At 71.8% G+C, this 15,395-nt stretch carries 14 protein-coding genes; 9 read left to right on the top strand and 5 right to left on the bottom strand.

All coding sequences use genetic code 11. The features are described 5' to 3' along the window. From IMZ11_RS08555 to IMZ11_RS08540, 4 genes are all read left to right on the top strand, one after another. The gene (locus IMZ11_RS08555; RefSeq protein ID WP_228639316.1) at positions 1–2,922 is read left to right on the top strand and encodes an AfsR/SARP family transcriptional regulator; all 2,922 of its coding nucleotides are present in this window, start codon (positions 1–3) and stop codon (positions 2,920–2,922) included. Positions 2,923–3,002: 80 nt separating this feature from the next. Next, on the top strand, positions 3,003–3,719 hold the full coding sequence (locus IMZ11_RS08550; RefSeq protein ID WP_228639314.1) for a hypothetical protein: 717 nt from the start codon (positions 3,003–3,005) through the stop codon (positions 3,717–3,719). After that, positions 3,703–4,269 carry an OmpA family protein gene (locus tag IMZ11_RS08545; protein WP_228639312.1) on the top strand — a complete coding sequence of 189 codons (567 nt, stop codon included), beginning with the start codon at positions 3,703–3,705 and terminating at the stop codon, positions 4,267–4,269. The genes IMZ11_RS08550 and IMZ11_RS08545 overlap by 17 nt, the downstream gene beginning before the upstream one ends. Before the next feature lie 45 nt (positions 4,270–4,314). Further along, complete coding sequence (locus tag IMZ11_RS08540) at positions 4,315–5,043, top strand: ankyrin repeat domain-containing protein (RefSeq protein WP_228639310.1); 729 nt, start codon at positions 4,315–4,317, stop codon at positions 5,041–5,043. A 198-nt stretch (positions 5,044–5,241) separates the two neighbouring features. Here the strand turns inward: IMZ11_RS08540 and IMZ11_RS08535 are convergent, their stop codons facing one another. Next, positions 5,242–6,069, bottom strand: coding sequence for a maleylpyruvate isomerase family mycothiol-dependent enzyme (locus IMZ11_RS08535; protein WP_228639308.1), 828 nt, complete (start codon positions 6,067–6,069; stop codon positions 5,242–5,244). Positions 6,070–6,336: 267 nt separating this feature from the next. Continuing rightward, entirely contained in the window at positions 6,337–6,591 is a 255-nt protein-coding gene (locus IMZ11_RS08530; protein ID WP_228639306.1) for a hypothetical protein, read from the bottom strand. A 325-nt stretch (positions 6,592–6,916) separates the two neighbouring features. Between IMZ11_RS08530 and IMZ11_RS08525 the strand changes: the two genes are divergently transcribed. Then, positions 6,917–7,207, top strand: coding sequence for a GNAT family N-acetyltransferase (locus tag IMZ11_RS08525; RefSeq protein ID WP_228639304.1), 291 nt, complete (start codon positions 6,917–6,919; stop codon positions 7,205–7,207). Between the two features lie 169 nt (positions 7,208–7,376). Here IMZ11_RS08525 and IMZ11_RS45910 read toward each other — a convergent pair whose 3' ends face one another. Together IMZ11_RS45910 and IMZ11_RS08515 are read right to left on the bottom strand one after the other, a co-directional pair. Next, entirely contained in the window at positions 7,377–8,930 is a 1,554-nt protein-coding gene (locus IMZ11_RS45910; protein ID WP_308066768.1) for a serine/threonine-protein kinase, read from the bottom strand. Between the two features lie 36 nt (positions 8,931–8,966). Beyond that, positions 8,967–9,302, bottom strand: coding sequence for an alpha/beta fold hydrolase (locus IMZ11_RS08515; protein WP_228639301.1), 336 nt, complete (start codon positions 9,300–9,302; stop codon positions 8,967–8,969). Positions 9,303–9,456: 154 nt separating this feature from the next. Here IMZ11_RS08515 and IMZ11_RS08510 point away from each other — a divergent pair, with 154 nt between their 5' ends. After that, positions 9,457–10,647 carry an esterase-like activity of phytase family protein gene (locus IMZ11_RS08510; protein WP_228639299.1) on the top strand — a complete coding sequence of 397 codons (1,191 nt, stop codon included), beginning with the start codon at positions 9,457–9,459 and terminating at the stop codon, positions 10,645–10,647. Between the two features lie 96 nt (positions 10,648–10,743). Here the strand turns inward: IMZ11_RS08510 and IMZ11_RS08505 are convergent, their stop codons facing one another. Further along, the gene (locus IMZ11_RS08505) at positions 10,744–11,778 is read right to left on the bottom strand and encodes a CdaR family transcriptional regulator (protein WP_228639297.1); all 1,035 of its coding nucleotides are present in this window, start codon (positions 11,776–11,778) and stop codon (positions 10,744–10,746) included. 96 nt (positions 11,779–11,874) lie between these two features. Between IMZ11_RS08505 and IMZ11_RS08500 the strand changes: the two genes are divergently transcribed. The 3 genes from IMZ11_RS08500 (at position 11,875) to IMZ11_RS08490 (ending at position 15,356) form a co-directional block, all read left to right on the top strand. Further along, positions 11,875–12,771 (top strand): alpha/beta hydrolase, encoded by an 897-nt coding sequence (locus tag IMZ11_RS08500; protein WP_228639295.1) that lies wholly within the window; start codon positions 11,875–11,877, stop codon positions 12,769–12,771. 159 nt (positions 12,772–12,930) lie between these two features. Next, positions 12,931–14,418 carry an MFS transporter gene (locus IMZ11_RS08495; protein ID WP_228639293.1) on the top strand — a complete coding sequence of 496 codons (1,488 nt, stop codon included), beginning with the start codon at positions 12,931–12,933 and terminating at the stop codon, positions 14,416–14,418. A gap of 272 nt (positions 14,419–14,690) precedes the next feature. Then, a complete protein-coding gene (locus tag IMZ11_RS08490; RefSeq protein ID WP_228639291.1) occupies positions 14,691–15,356 on the top strand; it encodes a trypsin-like serine protease in 666 nt (221 codons plus the stop codon). Positions 15,357–15,395 lie beyond the last annotated feature (39 nt).

Below are 15,395 nucleotides of genomic sequence, written 5' to 3'. Positions count from 1 at the left end.
GTGCGGTTCGGCGTGCTCGGCCCGCTCCAGGTCCTCGCGGGCGACCGTGATCTGACGCCCGGACCGCCCAAGCACCGTGCGCTGCTGGCCGCCCTGCTGCTGCGGCCGGGCCGGCTGCTCACCGTCGACCGGCTGATCGTCGAGGTGTGGGGCGACGAGCCGCCCGCCTCGGCCGAGCCGGTGCTGCGCGTGTACGTGAGCGCCCTGCGCAAGGTGGTCGACGGGATCCGCACCGTGCCCGGTGGCTACCTTCTCGACGTCGATCCCGACCAGGTGGACGCGTACAGGTTCGAGCGCCTGGTGACCGCGGCCAGGCGGGCCAGGGACGCGGGCAGCGTCGCCGGCGCGGCCGACGGCCTGCGCGCCGCCCTGGGGTTGTGGCGGGGGCCCGCGCTGGCCGGCATCGACTCGGCCGAGCTGCGGCGGGCGCATGCCGTACCGCTGGAGGAGCTTCGGCTGACCGCGCTGGAAGAGCGCGTCGAGCTGGACCTGGCGCTCGGCCGTGGCGCGGAGGTGGCGGGGGAGCTGCGCGCGCACGTGACCGCGCACCCGTTGCGCGAACGGGCGTGGGGGCAGCTCCTGCTGGCGCTCAACCAGGCGGGTCGCAGGTCGGAGGCGCTCACCGCGTACCAGGAGGCGCGGCGGCTGCTGGTCGACGAGCTCGGCCTCGAACCCGGTGCGGAGCTGCGGGAGGCGCACGCGCGCGTGCTGGCCGGAGAGGCGCGCTCGCCGAACATGCCGAACATGCCGAACGTGCGGAACACGCCGAATGCGCCGAATGCGGCGGGCTCGGCGCACTCGCCGCGCATCCCGAGTTCGCCGCACATGCCGGACGGTGCGCGGGCCGTGCCGAACGAGACGCCGCCTGACGTCGCCGACTTCACCGGACGCGAGCGCGTACTGGACTGGATCCGCCGATCCGTGCCCGCGGCCGGGACCGCGCCCGTCCACCTGGTGCTGCACGGCCCGGCGGGTGCGGGCAAGTCCGCGGTCGCGGTCCACGCGGCCACCGCGCTCGACTTCCCCGACGGACGGCTGCACGCCTCGCTCGCGGCCAGGACACCGGGCGCCGTGCTGGAGGACCTGCTGCGCTCGCTCGGCTGCCCGCAGGGTGCCGTGCCCGCCGATCTGGCCGAGCGGGTCCGCCTCTATCGCAGCATGGTGAGCGGGCGGCGGCTGCTCGTGGTGCTGGACGACGCGGCCGACGAGGCCCAGGTGCGCCCGCTGCTGCCCACCGGCTCCGGCTGCCTGACGCTGGTGACCAGCCGCTCGCCGCTGTCCGGCCTGGAGGCGGCGCGCGCCTGGGAGCTCGACGTGTTCGACCCGGGCGAGTCCGTGGCGATGCTGGCCAGGGTCGTGGGCGAGCGGCGGGTACGCGCGGAGCCCGAGGCGGCGGCGAGGATCGCGGAGTTGTGCGGTGGGCTGCCGCTCGCGCTCAGGATCGCCGGATCCCGGCTGGCGCGGCGGCCGAGCTGGACGCTGGAGTACCTCGCGGGACGCCTTGACGACGAGCACGGCCGCCTCGACGAGCTCAGCGCGGGCGATCTGGCCGTGCGCGGCAGCCTGGCGCTCGGCTACCGTGCGCTCTCGGACCGGGAACGCCTGCTGCTGCGCCGGCTGGGCGCGCTGTCCGCGCCCGACTTCGCTCCGTGGGCGGCCGCCGCCGTTCTCGGCGAACCCGCCGACGGGCCGCTGGAGGCGCTGGCCGAGGCGGGCCTGCTGCAGGCGCGCGGGCTCGACGCGGCCGGGCGGGAGCGGTACGGCCGGCACGACCTGACCAGGCTCTACGCCGCCGAGCGTCTGGCCGCGGAGGAGGGCCCGCCCGCTCAGGTGCTCGCCGCGGCCGCCCGGGAGATCCTCGACCGTACCCGGCGGGCCAGGACGATGCTCCTGCCCGCCGAGCCCGGTTCCGGCCAGACCCTGGTCCGTACGGCGGAGCAGGCGGCGGCCCTGGAGACGACGCAGCTCAGGGAGTCGGCCCGCTGGCTGGCCGCCGAGAGGGGTTTCCTGGTCGCCACCGTCGGCGACTTCGAGCGAGCCGGGCTGGACGAGGCGGCGTGGCGGCTGGCCTTCTATCTGACGCCCTTCTTCGAGCTCGGCGCGCACCGCGAGGACTGGCGTACGACGGCGGAGATCGGCCTGCGGGCGTCGCGGCGGATGGGCCACCGCCACGGCGAAGCGTTGCTGCTGCGGTCGCTGGCCGACCTGCACCGCATGGAGGGCCGCCTTTCCGAGGCCGCCGACGCCCTCCAGCGAGCGCTTCCGCTGGCGGAGGCGGGCGAGGTGGCCCGTACCCGGCACCGGCTCGGTCTGGTCCATCTCGCCCAGGGGCGGCCGGCGGAGGCGGAAGCCTGTTTCGTGGCCTGTCTGGCCGCGTTCTCGGCGGCGGCCGACCAGCGCGGCAGAGCCGACGCGCTGCGCGCCCTCGGCGGCGTACGGCGGGCGGAGGACCTGCTCGTCAGAAGCCTTGAGGTCTACCGCGAGCTGGGCGACCCGCGCGGGGAGGCGGCGGTCTCGCTCGATCTCGCCGGGCTCTGTCTGGACCGGCGGCGGCCGTCCGAGGCGCGTACGTGGGCCGAACGCGGCCTCGGCCTGGTACGGCGGCTGGGGGACCGGCTGCCTGAGGCCGGGGGACTGGTGGTCCTGGCACGGGTGGCCATGGCGGAGGGCAGGCCCGACGCCGCCCGCGCGGCCGCGGAGAAGGCGCTCGGGACGTTCGGCGAGTACGGGGACCGCCGAGGCGTCGCGCGGGCGTCGCTGACCCTGGCCGGGGCGCTGCTGGACCTGGATGAGATAGATGGGGCAGTTGATGCCGTAACGCGTGCTGTGGGAGAGTTTGCCGCGCTCGGTGACAGACCCGGCCTGACCGGGGCCCAGGAGCTCGCGAACGAGGCGTCACGGCGGCGTGGCCTGCGCATATAGCGCACTATGCGGATTCTGAAGGTGGCCCGCCTACGGTCGAGCCCGGGTTCGATTCGCGACAGGCAGAGGTGGAAGACGGGATGCGAAGAGGGAACACGCCGAAGGCGGCCGGATATCTGCTCACGGCGGTGCTGGCGGGCGTGCTGACCGGCTGCGGGATGCTTCCCGGGCAACAGGGTGGCAGTGGTGAGGAGAGGCAGCCGGTCTCGCAGGGGAAGCAGGCCGCCGACTCCGTCGACGCCACCGGTTCCGACGCCACCGGTTCCGACGCCACCGGTTCCGACGCCACCGGTTCCGACGGCTCCACCGGTGGTGACGCCGGCGGTTCCGGGGACGCCGTCGGTGGTGACGCCGCACCCGACGGGCAGGCGAGCGCGCCCGCCGAGCAGGGCACGGTGATCGCCAGCAGGGAGGTCAAGGTCGGCGGCGCCGACCTGACCGTGGAGATCACCGGACTCAAGCGGCAGGGCCGGCTCTCCACGTTGACCCTGACGGTCACCAACAAGGGCGTCGCGCGCTGGCAGATGAACAGCGGCATGGGCGACACCCCCGCCGGCCTCGGCCTGACCGTGGCGGGGATCAGCCTGGTCGATCCGGCCAACGGCAAGCGGTACACCGTCGCCCGCACGGGGGCCTACCCCAAGGCCAAATGCCTGTGTTCGGACTACGACTTGTTCACCGAGCCCGGTGAGGTTCTGCCGCTGCACGCCACGTTCGCCGCCCCGCCGCCGGACGTCACGAAGATCAACGTGGATCTCAAGATCCTGGGTGTGTTCACCGATGTCCCGATCTCCTGAGCGCCTCGTCGTCCTGGCGCTCGCGGTCGCGCTGGTCGCCGGACCCGTGGCCGGTCCCGCGACGGTCGCGTGGGCGGATCCGGTGGACGCCACGGCCGGGGTGGAGGAGATCGTGGCCCCCGTCGAGGACATCAACGCCGAGGCGGAGTCGCTCGACGGCGCCGAGAGCGAGTCGAAGCAGGGCGAGCAGGTCACCGTGGCGCTCACCAGCGATGTGCTGTTCGCGCTCGACAAGGCCGTGCTGACGGCCAAGGCGAAGGCGCGCCTGCGGCAGATCGCCGCGAAGGTCCAGGCCGAGTCCGCGGGCGGGGTGGTCAGGGTCGAGGGCCACACCGACGACCAGGGCACCGACGCCTACAACAACGTGCTGTCTCTCAGGCGGGCGCAGGCCGTACGGCAGGCGCTCCAGGCGACGCTGTCCGGCGTGACCTTCCAGGTCAGAGGCTTCGGCGAGGCCAAGCCCAAGCTGCCCAACATCGTCGACGGCAGGCCCGTCGAGGAGAACCGCGCCAAGAACCGGCGAGTGGAGATCGTCTTCACCGCCAGGTAGTGGCCTCCGAGTGTTCTGTCGGCCGGTCGGGCGAGGATGGTGTCCATGGCGTACCTGGACAGCGAGGACCCGGTCGCGGTCGCGGCGGTGGAGGCGATCCGCACCGGCGCGGTGCACGAGTTGCGGCGGCTTCTGGACGAGCATCCCGACCTGGCCGCCGTCCGGCTCCGGTCGGCGGAGGGCATGTCGCGGACGCTGCTGCACGTGGCGACCGACTGGCCCGGCCACCACCCGGGCGGACCGCGTACGGTCGCGGTGCTGGTGGAGGCGGGGGCCGACGTCAACGGCCGGTTCGCCGGCCCGCACACCGAGACCCCGCTGCACTGGGCGGCGAGCAACGGCGACGTCCCGGTCGTGGACGCGCTGCTCGACCGCGGCGCCGACATCGAGGCCCCCGGCTCCGTCGTCGACGGCGGCACGCCGCTGGCCGACGCGGTCGCCTTCGGGCAGTGGAACGCCGCCAGACGGCTCGTCGAGCGCGGCGCGGTGACGAACCTGTGGCAGGCCGCGTCGCTCGGGCTCATGGATCGCGTCCGCCGGATCACCCGGGCGGAGCCCCGGCCCGGCCGTGACGCTCTGACCACCGCCCTGTGGTGCGCCTGCCACGGCGGGCAGCGCGAGAGCGCCGAGCACCTTCTCGCGATGGGCGGCGATCTCGACTGGGTCGGCTATGACAGCCTCACCCCGCTGGACGCCGCCCGCCGCTCCGGTGCCGACGATCTGGCCGAGTGGCTGCGCGCCCAAGGCGCCCGGTCGGCGAGCGAGACGCGCTGACGAGGTGTGCCCTTCAACTGATCGTTTCAGAATGAGTCGAGCCGCGGGTCTTGTGCTCGACGATCGTGGTCGGCGGGGTGTCCGCGTGCGTGCCGGTCTTGTTCCGGACGACCTGTGGGAGCGGGTGGTCGCTGTCACGCCAACGGGCGGGAACCGACATGCCCTCGGGGCGCCACGAGGTGGCGCGTCGTCACGTTCCTACTCAGGCTCCCAGGCCTGGAGCAGGTCGAAGAGATGCCGGTCACCGTGGAGTTGCAGGGAGTCCACCGGAATTCGGCCGTACAGGGTGAGGACCAGCTCACTGGCCGTGCCCCGGGCGGAGGCGGCGGCCGCGTCCGGGTCCTCGTCGGCAGCGGTGTCAGCAACGGGGTCAGTAACGGTGTCAGCAACGGGGTCAGGCATTGTGCCGTGCGTGGGGAGACGGGTGGTCCGCGCGCCCTCGCCGGAGAGCGAGAGGCGCCAGGAGCGGCCCTCTACGGCGTGGAAGTCGACGGCAGCGGGCTTGTGCGGCCAGGCGCTTGTCCATGCGCAGCAAGTGGACAGGAACTCGTCGACACCGTCGAGTGCCGCTTCGTCCGGCAGCGGCTGCGGGGTACCCAGGGTGATCTGGGCGTCGTAGGTGTGCACCGCGACCTCCTGGACTTGGTGCCGGGCGACGGCACCGGAGGTCTGCGGCGACTCCGACGCACCCCACCACGTCCAGCAACCGGCATCCGGGCCGGCCTCGCGCAGCGCGCTCAGCAACTGCTCCGTCGACTCGACCGACCAGGCCAGTAGGGCATCGCGCTCCCGGGGCGCAGCCGACGCGCTCCTGGCCGGGGGAGCATCGGCAGGCCCTGCGGCGACGGTGGCAGCCCAGAAGCGGTGCACCCCGCCCAGATGGTGCACTAGATCGATCAGCGTCCACTCGGGGCAGGTCGGCACCTGCGCGTCAAGGCTGGGCGCGGCGGAGACCGCGGCCCGGAACGCGACCGACCGTTCGTCGATCAGCCGCAACAAAACGGGGAACTCAAGTGTCTTCGCCACGCTGGATGTCTACCATCACGCCGGGACAACCGCCGTCGATTTTCGCAGCCGGCACAGCGGGCACAGCCGGCACGGCGGGCGCATGGCGGGTGTCGAACACGCGAATGGAACGCCAGGCGGTCATGTGCTTCCGTAGCCGTGGCGGGGTGCGGCGGAGTCGCGTTCGGGGGCTTCACGTGGTGGCGGCCGAGCGCCGGATTCAGCACGGCCGGTGCCCACTCGCCCCATTGAGGATTCCCGCAAACTCACGCGCCTTCCACCATGCTGTTAAAGGCGCGGCTCCGCCGGCGCGGCCGCCATCAGCCCACCGGGCGGCGCCGGCCGCGCGGCCGGGTGGTCATGCGCCGACTCGTCCTCGTCGGCGGGCCGGTAGTCGGCCACGATCGGAAGCGCGACCACCACGGCCCCGATGTTCCTCGCGTGCCGGTGCGCACGATCGTCACGGCCGATGTACACCGCCTCGATGAGCTGCACGGATCCGTCACTGACCACCATCAGCACCTGCTCGGGATTGCTGGTCACGTCCCCACCTCTCCTTCTCCGCGATCAGCGCGATCAGCGCGATCGGCGCGGTCGGTGCGGCACTGACCGCACTGACCGCACCGACCGCACCGAGGTCTGTTCATGATGTCCGGGGGTCGGCCCGGATCTCATCCGCCACGCGGGCCCCACCCCTCGCGGCCCTCGAGTAGGAGACGCGCAGGTGGCCCCCAAAGGAGTACATCCCGGAACGCCTGGGCGATCTCGGGGCGCATCCGGCGCGGGATGCGGGCGGCCGGCATGGCGTCGCCGGGTTCCGCCGCCCTCCTCGGCCCTGCTTTCGTCACGGAAAGGCACGACGAAACCGATGGCAGCTCCGACCCGGCAGTGGTCCCTGTTCAACCCTCTCCTTTACCAAGCCGCCCGCGAGGCCGGGTCCCGGGCATGCGATACGGCGGCGCAGCTGTCCGTCTTGACCGCCGCGACGTATCGCGGCCATGGCCGGGCTCGCTTGGTGGCCTCGGTGGCGGTGGCCGACGCTCTGGTCAACGGGTTGCCGCCGCAGTGGAGAGCGCGTCCGGAGTCGTCGCGACGAGTCGCCCGAGCCCTCGGTTTCCGGGAGTTCGGCTCGCAGACCAGCCTTCTCATGAAGTCCTGACCGCCGGCCCGCTTTCGCCGTGCCTTCCCCGTCGCCGAAGCTGTGAGACCGGGCCGGAGAGACCGGGCGGGCTCGCTGTCGCTGATCGGTGGCCAGACTTCACACGCGTGCCGTGCCGTCGCCACCGCCGCTGGTCATTCGGCGGCCGTCGGGTGTCACCGCCACTCGATCATCGTGACCGGTGAGCAGGAAAACGGTCTTCAGCCGCGCTCGCGCCCTGATGTTTTCCGCGCTGTACGGCCCGCAGTATGAGCATGACGCCCAGCAGCGCGAGCCAGGCACCGAGCGTGAACCTGGTGAGCGGGAGGATCACGATCATCAGGGCCTCGAAGGTACGCCCCGGCGACCCCGGCATCACATCCACGAGGTGACCGACGGTCTCCACCGACATCAGCAGGCCGCCGATCCCGCCGAGCACCGCGATGAAGGCGTTCAGCCGCCACAGCAGGAGTGCGGCCGCTGCGACCGCCACGCCCAGCAGGACGCTGGGGACGATCGCGAGCAGCACCTCGGGCAGGTTGTCCTCGGCGCCCAGGACGAACCCCCAGAACAGGAAGACCAGGGCCAGTGGGATCACGAGCGCCATGCTGATCGCCGAGGCCACACTGTGGCGCCACACCGCCACGCAGAAGGCGGGAACCACCGGGATCAGGCAGCCCATGCTGAGCATGATCCAGGCAGGCAGGCTCAGGAGGTACGCGTGGTGCTCGAAGGCCCACCCGGCGAGAAAATCCAGTCCCTGGGCGAACAGGGTCAGCGCGAGCAGGGCCATCAAGACCAGCGCCACCACGGAGGCGATCAACTGCGGGGCAGGGGAGTGAGCCCGGCTCCCCGGCGCCTGCGATTCCGGGTCGGGCAGGAGCAACGTCCCGGACGGCGGGGGCGCCGGACGGTCCGGCACGGGCACGGTCCGCGATCCGGCCGCAGCCCCCGACTCCTGCCCTGTCAGCAGGCCCAGCAGTTCCTCGGTGCCGGGCCGTGCCTCCGGGGCCTTGGCCAGGCAGCGCGCGAGCAATGGCCGCACCCCCTCCGGCACCTCGGACAGATCCGGTTCGGTGGTCAAAATGGCGTGCATCATGGCGGGCATCGTGTCCCCCTTGAACGCCTGATGCCCGGTAGCCGCGAACACCATCGTGCTGGCCCAGCTGAACAGGTCCGCCGCCGGCCCGACCGCCCCGCCCGCGAACTGCTCGGGCGCCATGAACGCGGGCGTCCCCATCACACTGCCGGTTGCGGTCTGATCCAGCACCCTGGCGATCCCGAAGTCAATCACGACCGGCCCTTCGGCCCCCATGATCACATTGCTCGGCTTGAAGTCCCGGTGCACTATCCCGGCCCGGTGGATGGCGGCCAGCGCGGTCAAGGTGGTCACCGCCAGCCGTTCCAGCCCGCTGCCGAACCGCACCCCCTCGCCTCTCACCAGCCGGTCCAGCGAGGGCCCGGTGATGAACTCGCTCACGATGTACGGCCGGCCGTCGGCGACCCCGACATCCAGCACCCGAGCCGTGCAGAACGGCGCCACCCGCCGCGTCGCCTCCACCTCCTGCATGAACCGCCGGTGCGTCTCCGTATCCTCCATCTGCGCGTGCAGCACCTTCACCGCCACCTTCGCCCCCGCGGCGTCCTGCCCTAGATACACCGACCCTTGCCCACCTCGGCCGAGTACACCGCTCAGTCGGAAGGCGTTGATCTGACCCGGATCTGCAGACGCGAGAGGCAGCACGAAATGACCTTAGTGCGCCTTTCACTGTTGCGGTTCTCACCTCATGGGCGTGAGTCGTATTCGCTGGCTGTGCGGGCCTATTTCGGCACACGCCTGGTCGTCGACCTCGGAGTCGATCGTGATCGGCATCGCGGGGTCGCTCGCGCCCGGCCCGGCGCGGTCATAGGCGATGACGCGAGTGTGCTCGGCGAGCGCGGGCAGGATCGGCGTCCAGGTCAGCGCGGGTGTGCCGCCGGCTGCGTCCAGGACGACCGTCGGACCGCCCGCGCCGGCCTCGACCCAGCGCAGTACGCGGTGTCCGCGAACCAGTTCACCGCGCGCCGCTCCACCCGGGATCAGGGCCGACATCGCCTGCGCGATGACGTCGTTCACGGCGCCATGTCCGTTGTGGTCGAATGCGGACGCCACCGCGCGGATCCACAACGGCACTCTCCGTCTACCGGCCGACGTCCTTGTCCGGACGCGGTCACATCCCGTCTGGTTCGCGTTGGATGTCCGGTCACCTGGCATCCCTAACGTGCGCCCCATGAAACGAATTTTGACGATCGTCGGTGCCGCCGCCTTGACCTTCGGGCTCGCGCAGCCCGCCTCCGCCACCCCCGCCGACACCTTCGGCCGGGCCACCCTGACCGGATTCGCCGTGCTTCCGGCGGAGACCTTCGTGCCGGGCAGTGAGCCGTCCGGATCGGCGATCGGGGCGGGGCCGTTCAACGGGATCGCCGCCCCGTTCGCGGGACAGCCCGTCCAGGGGTTCAGCGGTGTCGTACGCCGGGGTGACGGCACCTTCGACGTGCTCTCCGACAACGGATACGGAGCGAAGGCCAACAGTGCGGACTTCCTGCTGCGCGTCCACCACATCAGGCCCGACGTCTCGACCGGCAAGGTGAAGGTCCTCGGCGGGTTCAACTTGAGCGATCCCGGCAAGCACATCACGTTCCCGCTGACCAGGCAGGACCGGGTGCTCACGGGGGCCGACTTCGACGTGGAGTCGATCGTGCGGGCCAAGGACGGCACACTGTGGATCGGTGACGAGTTCGGCCCGTTCCTGCTGCACTTCTCGGCCGCCGGAAAGCTGCTCAGCGCCCCGGTCGAGCTGCCCGGCGTGAAGGCGCCGGAGAACCCGTACCTCAACGGGGGAAACCCGAACCTCGGCAGCAGCAAGGGCTTCGAGGGCATGGCCCGGTCCGTGGACGGAAAGCGCCTCTATCCGCTCCTCGAAGGAACCGTCACCGGGGACGAGGCGGGAACCCTCCGGATGTACGAGTTCGACGTGCGCAAGGGCGCCTACACCAAGCGGCGCTGGACCTATCAGCTCGAATCGCCGTCGAACGCCATCGGTGACGCCATCTCGGTGGACGGCCACCGGTTCCTGATCATCGAGAGGGACAACGCGCAGGGCGACGCAGCCGCGTTCAAGCGTGTCTACCTCGCCGACACGCGGGACCGCGACCATGACGGGAAGCTGGACAAGACCCTCGTCGCCGACCTGCTCGATCTCGCCAACCCGAAGGGGATCGGCGGCTTCGGGCCGACCTTCCGCTTCCCGTTCCAGACGATCGAGGACATCGCCCTGCTGGACGACCAGACCCTGGTCCTCCTGAACGACAACAACTTCCCGTTCTCCTCCGGCCGGACCGCCGGTAAGGCCGACGACAACGAGTTCATCACCGTGCGGCTCTCGCGGCGCCTGCACGCCGACCCGCGCGCCCTGTCCTGATCTCGTGCCTCCCGCCGCCGGGGGCCGGTGGAGACGAACCCCGGATCACGCGCACCACCGTGTACGGGTACCCGGAGGCGGCGAGACGGGTCTTCCTCAGTCGTCGAGCAGCCGCCATGCGGTCAGGGCGAGTCTGGCCCGCATCAGTCCGGTCGGTTCGGTGAGGTCGATGTCCAAGGCCTTTCCGAGTTGGTCGAGCCTGCGGGCGACGCTGCTGTGGTGCAGGTGGAGAAGGTCGGCGGCCCGACGTAGGGAGCCGGTGGCGCAGTAGGCGTCCAGAGTCTCCAGATCTTCCGGGCTGCCGGCCATGCGGGTGATCGCGGTCACGTCGGCGTTGTCGCGTGCGGCGTCCTGGGGTATCTCGGCCAGGAGTGCCAGCGCGCCCAGGCTGTCGTAGCGGACGACCGGCTGGCGTGGGGTGGTGAAGCGGAGGGCGCTGCGGGCCTGCCGCCAGGATCGGTCGGGGCTCGCGGCGGCGCCGATGCCCGCGCGTACATCCGCTGGAAACCGGGCCGGGTCCACGGTGGTGGCCAGGATGACGCCCACGTCGGCGAGCGGTGCCGCCTTCACCGGGCGAGCCGGGCAGACCAGGCCGCCGACCTGGTCGAGCGGAAGTCGCGATCGTACGGCGATGACGCGGATCGGCAGGTCGGCGGCGAAACCCAGGAGCCGCAGCGCCCGGGCCCTGGCCGCCTCGTCGCTGTCGGAGCTGATCACCAGTTCGACGAGGGCGGGGTCGGCCATGGTGGTGCGGGCCGGGCCGTACCTCTCGACGACCGCCGCGACGGCGATGGCGAGCCGGTCCAGCAGCACGTCGTCGAGCGGGTCGGGCGTGCCGGGGCGTTCCAGCCATACCGTGCCGATCTCCTCCTCGTCGAGGGTGATCGGCGCCGTGGTGGACGCGGGCGACGGCGGGGTGGACGCTTCCGTGCCCTCGGGGGAGACGCGGATCGCCCGCCCCGTGCTGTGGAGCCGAATTCCGGCCACGCACTCGGCCAGGCCCGCCGAGGCCCGGGCGAGCGCGGGGAGATCCACCCGCCGGCGCATCAGTGTGTCGTAGAACGCGACGACGCGGATCGCGCCGTCGACGTACGAATCCAGTCCCGACAGCCGTTCGGCCAGCGCCTCCATGGCGAAGAGGATATGCGCCGATCGGTGCGCGATCGGGGCGAGAAGCCCGACGGATGGCTGATGAACTCGGGAGCGGCACTCGTAAGGATGGCCGACATGGATCCCGAACTGGAAGCATTCATCCCGTTTCTCCCGCAGGTCGACCTGACCGACCCGGTCACCGCGCGCAAGAGCTTCGCCGAGTTGGCCGCCGCGAGGCCGGCACCGGACACGGCGGGACTGGAGATCGAGGAACGTACGGTGCCCGCCGATTCGGACGTGGCGGTGCGGATCTACCGCCCGCACCAGGCCCAGGGCGCCATCGTCTGGCTACACGGCGGTGGAACGGTCTTCGGTGACCTGGACACCGAGCACCCGTGGGCCGCCCGGATCGCCGACGGCTCCGGCGCGGTGGTGATCTCGGTGGGCTACCGTCTGGCCCCCGAGAATCGGTTTCCGGCCGCCCTGGACGACGCCTACGCCGTACTGACCTGGACGGCAGAGCACGCGGCCGAGCTCGGCGTCGACCCGGCCCGCATCGCGGTCGGAGGACACAGCGCCGGTGCGGGGCTCGCGGCCGCGGTGGCGTTGCGGGCCCGTGACCAGCAGGGGCCGCCGATCCGCTTCCAGCTGCTCAACGAGCCCGGACTCGACGACCGGCAGCAGACATGGTCGCAGCGGAACTTCACCGATACGCCCTGGCATGATCGCGGCAAGATCACCGCAGCGTGGCGGCACTACCTGGGCTCCCAGCCTGCCACGCCGTACGCCGCCCCGGCGCGGGCCACCGACCTGTCCGGCCTGCCCCCCGCCTACATCGCCACCGCGGAGTTCGACCCGGTCCGTGACGAAGCCATCGACTACGCGCTGCGCCTGCTACAGGCGGGCGTGTCGGTCGAGCTGCACCAGTGGCCCGGCACCTTCCACGGGTCGCAGGCGATCCTGTCCGCCGAGGTGTCACAGCGGCAGATCGCCGAACTCGCGGCAGCCCTGCGTCGCGCCCTGGCCGAGTGAGATCGGGCCGAGTGAGATCGGGCCGGTTGTCCCGACGCTGGTGATCGACCTCGGATCAGGTCGAACCAGCGGGATCGATACGGCGTCCGGGCTGTTCAGGCGGAAGGACAGCCCGGCATGTCGTAGATCCGCCCACCCACACCACCCACGGGGGACCCCATGACCGAGCACTCCACCCCGTCCGACCAGCCGGCTCCCGCCGCATCCGACCATCCGGCTCCCGCCGCGTACCGCTGGCGGTGGACCGCCCTGATCGCGCTGCTCACCGCCGAGGCCATGAACCTCCTCGACGCCACCGTCGTCCAGGTCGCCGGCCCCGTCATCCACGCCGACCTCGGCGGCTCCGCCACCGCGATCCCCTGGTACAGCGCCGCCTACACCCTCACCTTCGCCCTCGGCCTGCTCATCGCCGCCCGCCTCGGCGACATCGCAGGCCGCCGCCGCGTCTTCCGGATCGGCGTCACCGCGTTCGCCCTCACCTCACTGGCCTGCGCGCTCGCCCCCACCGCCGCCGCTCTCATCGGCATGCGCGCGGCGCAGGGCGCCGCCGCCGCCCTGATCATCCCCCAGACGTTCGGACTGATCCGCGCCATGTTCGACGGCGACGAACTCCCCAAGGCGCTGGGCACCATCGGCCCGGTCATGGGCCTGTCCGCGGTCCTCGGCCCTGTCCTGGGCGGCGTGCTCACCCACGCCGACCTGCTCGGCACCTCCTGGCGCGCGGTGTTCCTGGTCAACCTGCCACTCGCGGCCGCCGTCCTGGCCATCGCCCCGCGCCTGCGCGAGGACCGCGCCCCCGTACGCCCCCGCCTCGACCCGACCGGCACCGCCATGGCCATGGCCGGCACCGCGCTGCTGGTGTGTCCGCTCGCCACCGACACCGGTGCGCCGAGCGCCACCGCGTGGGCCGCCGCCGCGCTCGGCGTGCTCATGCTGATCGCGTTCACCGCCCACCAGCGACGCGCGGCCGCCGCCGGCCGCACCCCGCTGGTCGAGCCGTCCCTGCTGCGCGGCCGCGCCTTCCCCGCCGCGCTGGCCACCTCCACCCTGTTCTTCGCCGTCATGAACGGCGTCATGATCACTGTGGTCCTGCACCTGGAACTGGGTCTGCGCGCCGGCCCGCTCGCCGCCGGCTTCACCCTGGTGCCGTGGTCCGCCGGCCTGGCCGTCGGCTCCTGGGCTGCCGGCTCCCACCTCGTCCCCCGCTACGGCACCCGTGTCCTGCACGTCGGCCTGGCCGTTCTCGCCTCCGGCCTCGCCGCCGCCGCTCTCGCCTACCGGGCCGCGCCCGCCGGCCACTACCCGTTCGGCCTGCCGTTCGCCCTCGCCCTGGCCGGCCTCGGCGTGGGCCTGTTCACCCCGCCGTTCTTCACCGCCGCGCTGCGCCGCGTCTCCCCGCAGGAGACCGGCTCGGCGGCGGGGCTCCTCAACGCCGTCCAGCAACTCGGCGGCACGCTCGGAGTCGCCGTCATCGGCGGCGTCTACCTGACCGGGGACGGCTCCGGGCAGGCCGCGGGCCTCAGCGCGCAGCACGCAGTGGGGGCTGCCGGGGCGCTGCTCGCCGCGGCCGCGCCGGCCGCCTGGGCGATGACCACGCGCCGCCGTGCCCGCATCGGTGCGGCAGAGGCCGCCGGCGACGCGCACTGACCTCGGCGACGGCTCTCGACGACGTCGTGGCCGGTGGCGAAGCGGGCATAGCCGATCACACGGTCGCCGTAGATCGTCCGGTTTTAACCGGTTTGTACGTAGATCTTTCTGTTGCCCTATGTCAAGCGAATCCCACGGGCGGCTACAGTTCCTGAATGCGTTTTGTCCCTTTTGTCATGATTCCTGCCTTGCTGGTGATGGGTGTCGCTTCCCCGGCGGCCGCCATCACCAACGGGTCCGCCGACGGAACCGATCATCCTGAAGTAGGGGCCATGATCGCCGAGAAGCCGCACAGTGACGACACCTGGTCGTTCTGCACCGGCACGCTCATCTCGCCGACGGTCTTCCTCACCGCCGCCCACTGCGGGGAGGACGTGAAGAAGCGGAAGGACGGGAAGAAGATCGCTCGCGTCTCCTTCGAGAGCCGCTACAAACCGGGCGTCAAGGTCTACACCGGTCGATTCGTGGCCGACTCACGCTACAGCGACAAGGCCGACAACCACGACATGGCCGTGGTCGTCTTCGACACACCCGTCCCGGACATCGCTCCCGCCACCTTGCCGACCGAGGGCCTGCTCGACGAGCTCAAGGCCGACGAGGGCCTCAAGACGACGCGCTTCACCCCCGTCGGGTACGGCTCCCTCAACCCGACCAAGGGCACGCACTACGTCTACACCGACGTCCGCAACCAGACGTCCATCTCGTTCAAGTCCCTCACTCCCCGGTGGCTCAAGCTGTCGATCAAGTCCAAGAAGGACGGCAGCACCTGCTTCGGCGACTCGGGCGGCCCCAACTTCCTGGGAGGACGCGAGTCCCACCTGATCGTGGCCACGACGATCAGCGGAGACGACGACGCCTGCAAGCTGACCAACCTCGACTACCGCCTGGACACCGCCACCGCCCGGCAGTTCCTCGGCCGGTTCGTCACCCTTCCCTGAGCCGCCTCGGGCGCCATGCCGTGCCCGTACGCCGGGCCC

This window comes from Microtetraspora sp. AC03309, from assembly GCF_020826795.1.
Lineage (GTDB): Bacteria > Actinomycetota > Actinomycetes > Streptosporangiales > Streptosporangiaceae > Microtetraspora > Microtetraspora glauca.
This window is presented reverse-complemented; position numbering and strand designations above follow the sequence as displayed.

Coding starts and splice junctions, on each gene's coding strand:
- IMZ11_RS08550 (WP_228639314.1), top strand. CDS start 3,003: ATGCGAAGAGGGAACACGCCGAAGGCGGCCGGATATCTGCTCACGGCG.
- IMZ11_RS08545 (WP_228639312.1), top strand. CDS start 3,703: ATGTCCCGATCTCCTGAGCGCCTCGTCGTCCTGGCGCTCGCGGTCGCG.
- IMZ11_RS08540 (WP_228639310.1), top strand. CDS start 4,315: ATGGCGTACCTGGACAGCGAGGACCCGGTCGCGGTCGCGGCGGTGGAG.
- IMZ11_RS08525 (WP_228639304.1), top strand. CDS start 6,917: ATGGCAGCTCCGACCCGGCAGTGGTCCCTGTTCAACCCTCTCCTTTAC.
- IMZ11_RS08510 (WP_228639299.1), top strand. CDS start 9,457: ATGAAACGAATTTTGACGATCGTCGGTGCCGCCGCCTTGACCTTCGGG.
- IMZ11_RS08505 (WP_228639297.1), bottom strand. CDS start 11,778: ATGGAGGCGCTGGCCGAACGGCTGTCGGGACTGGATTCGTACGTCGAC.
- IMZ11_RS08500 (WP_228639295.1), top strand. CDS start 11,875: ATGGATCCCGAACTGGAAGCATTCATCCCGTTTCTCCCGCAGGTCGAC.
- IMZ11_RS08495 (WP_228639293.1), top strand. CDS start 12,931: ATGACCGAGCACTCCACCCCGTCCGACCAGCCGGCTCCCGCCGCATCC.
- IMZ11_RS08490 (WP_228639291.1), top strand. CDS start 14,691: ATGATCGCCGAGAAGCCGCACAGTGACGACACCTGGTCGTTCTGCACC.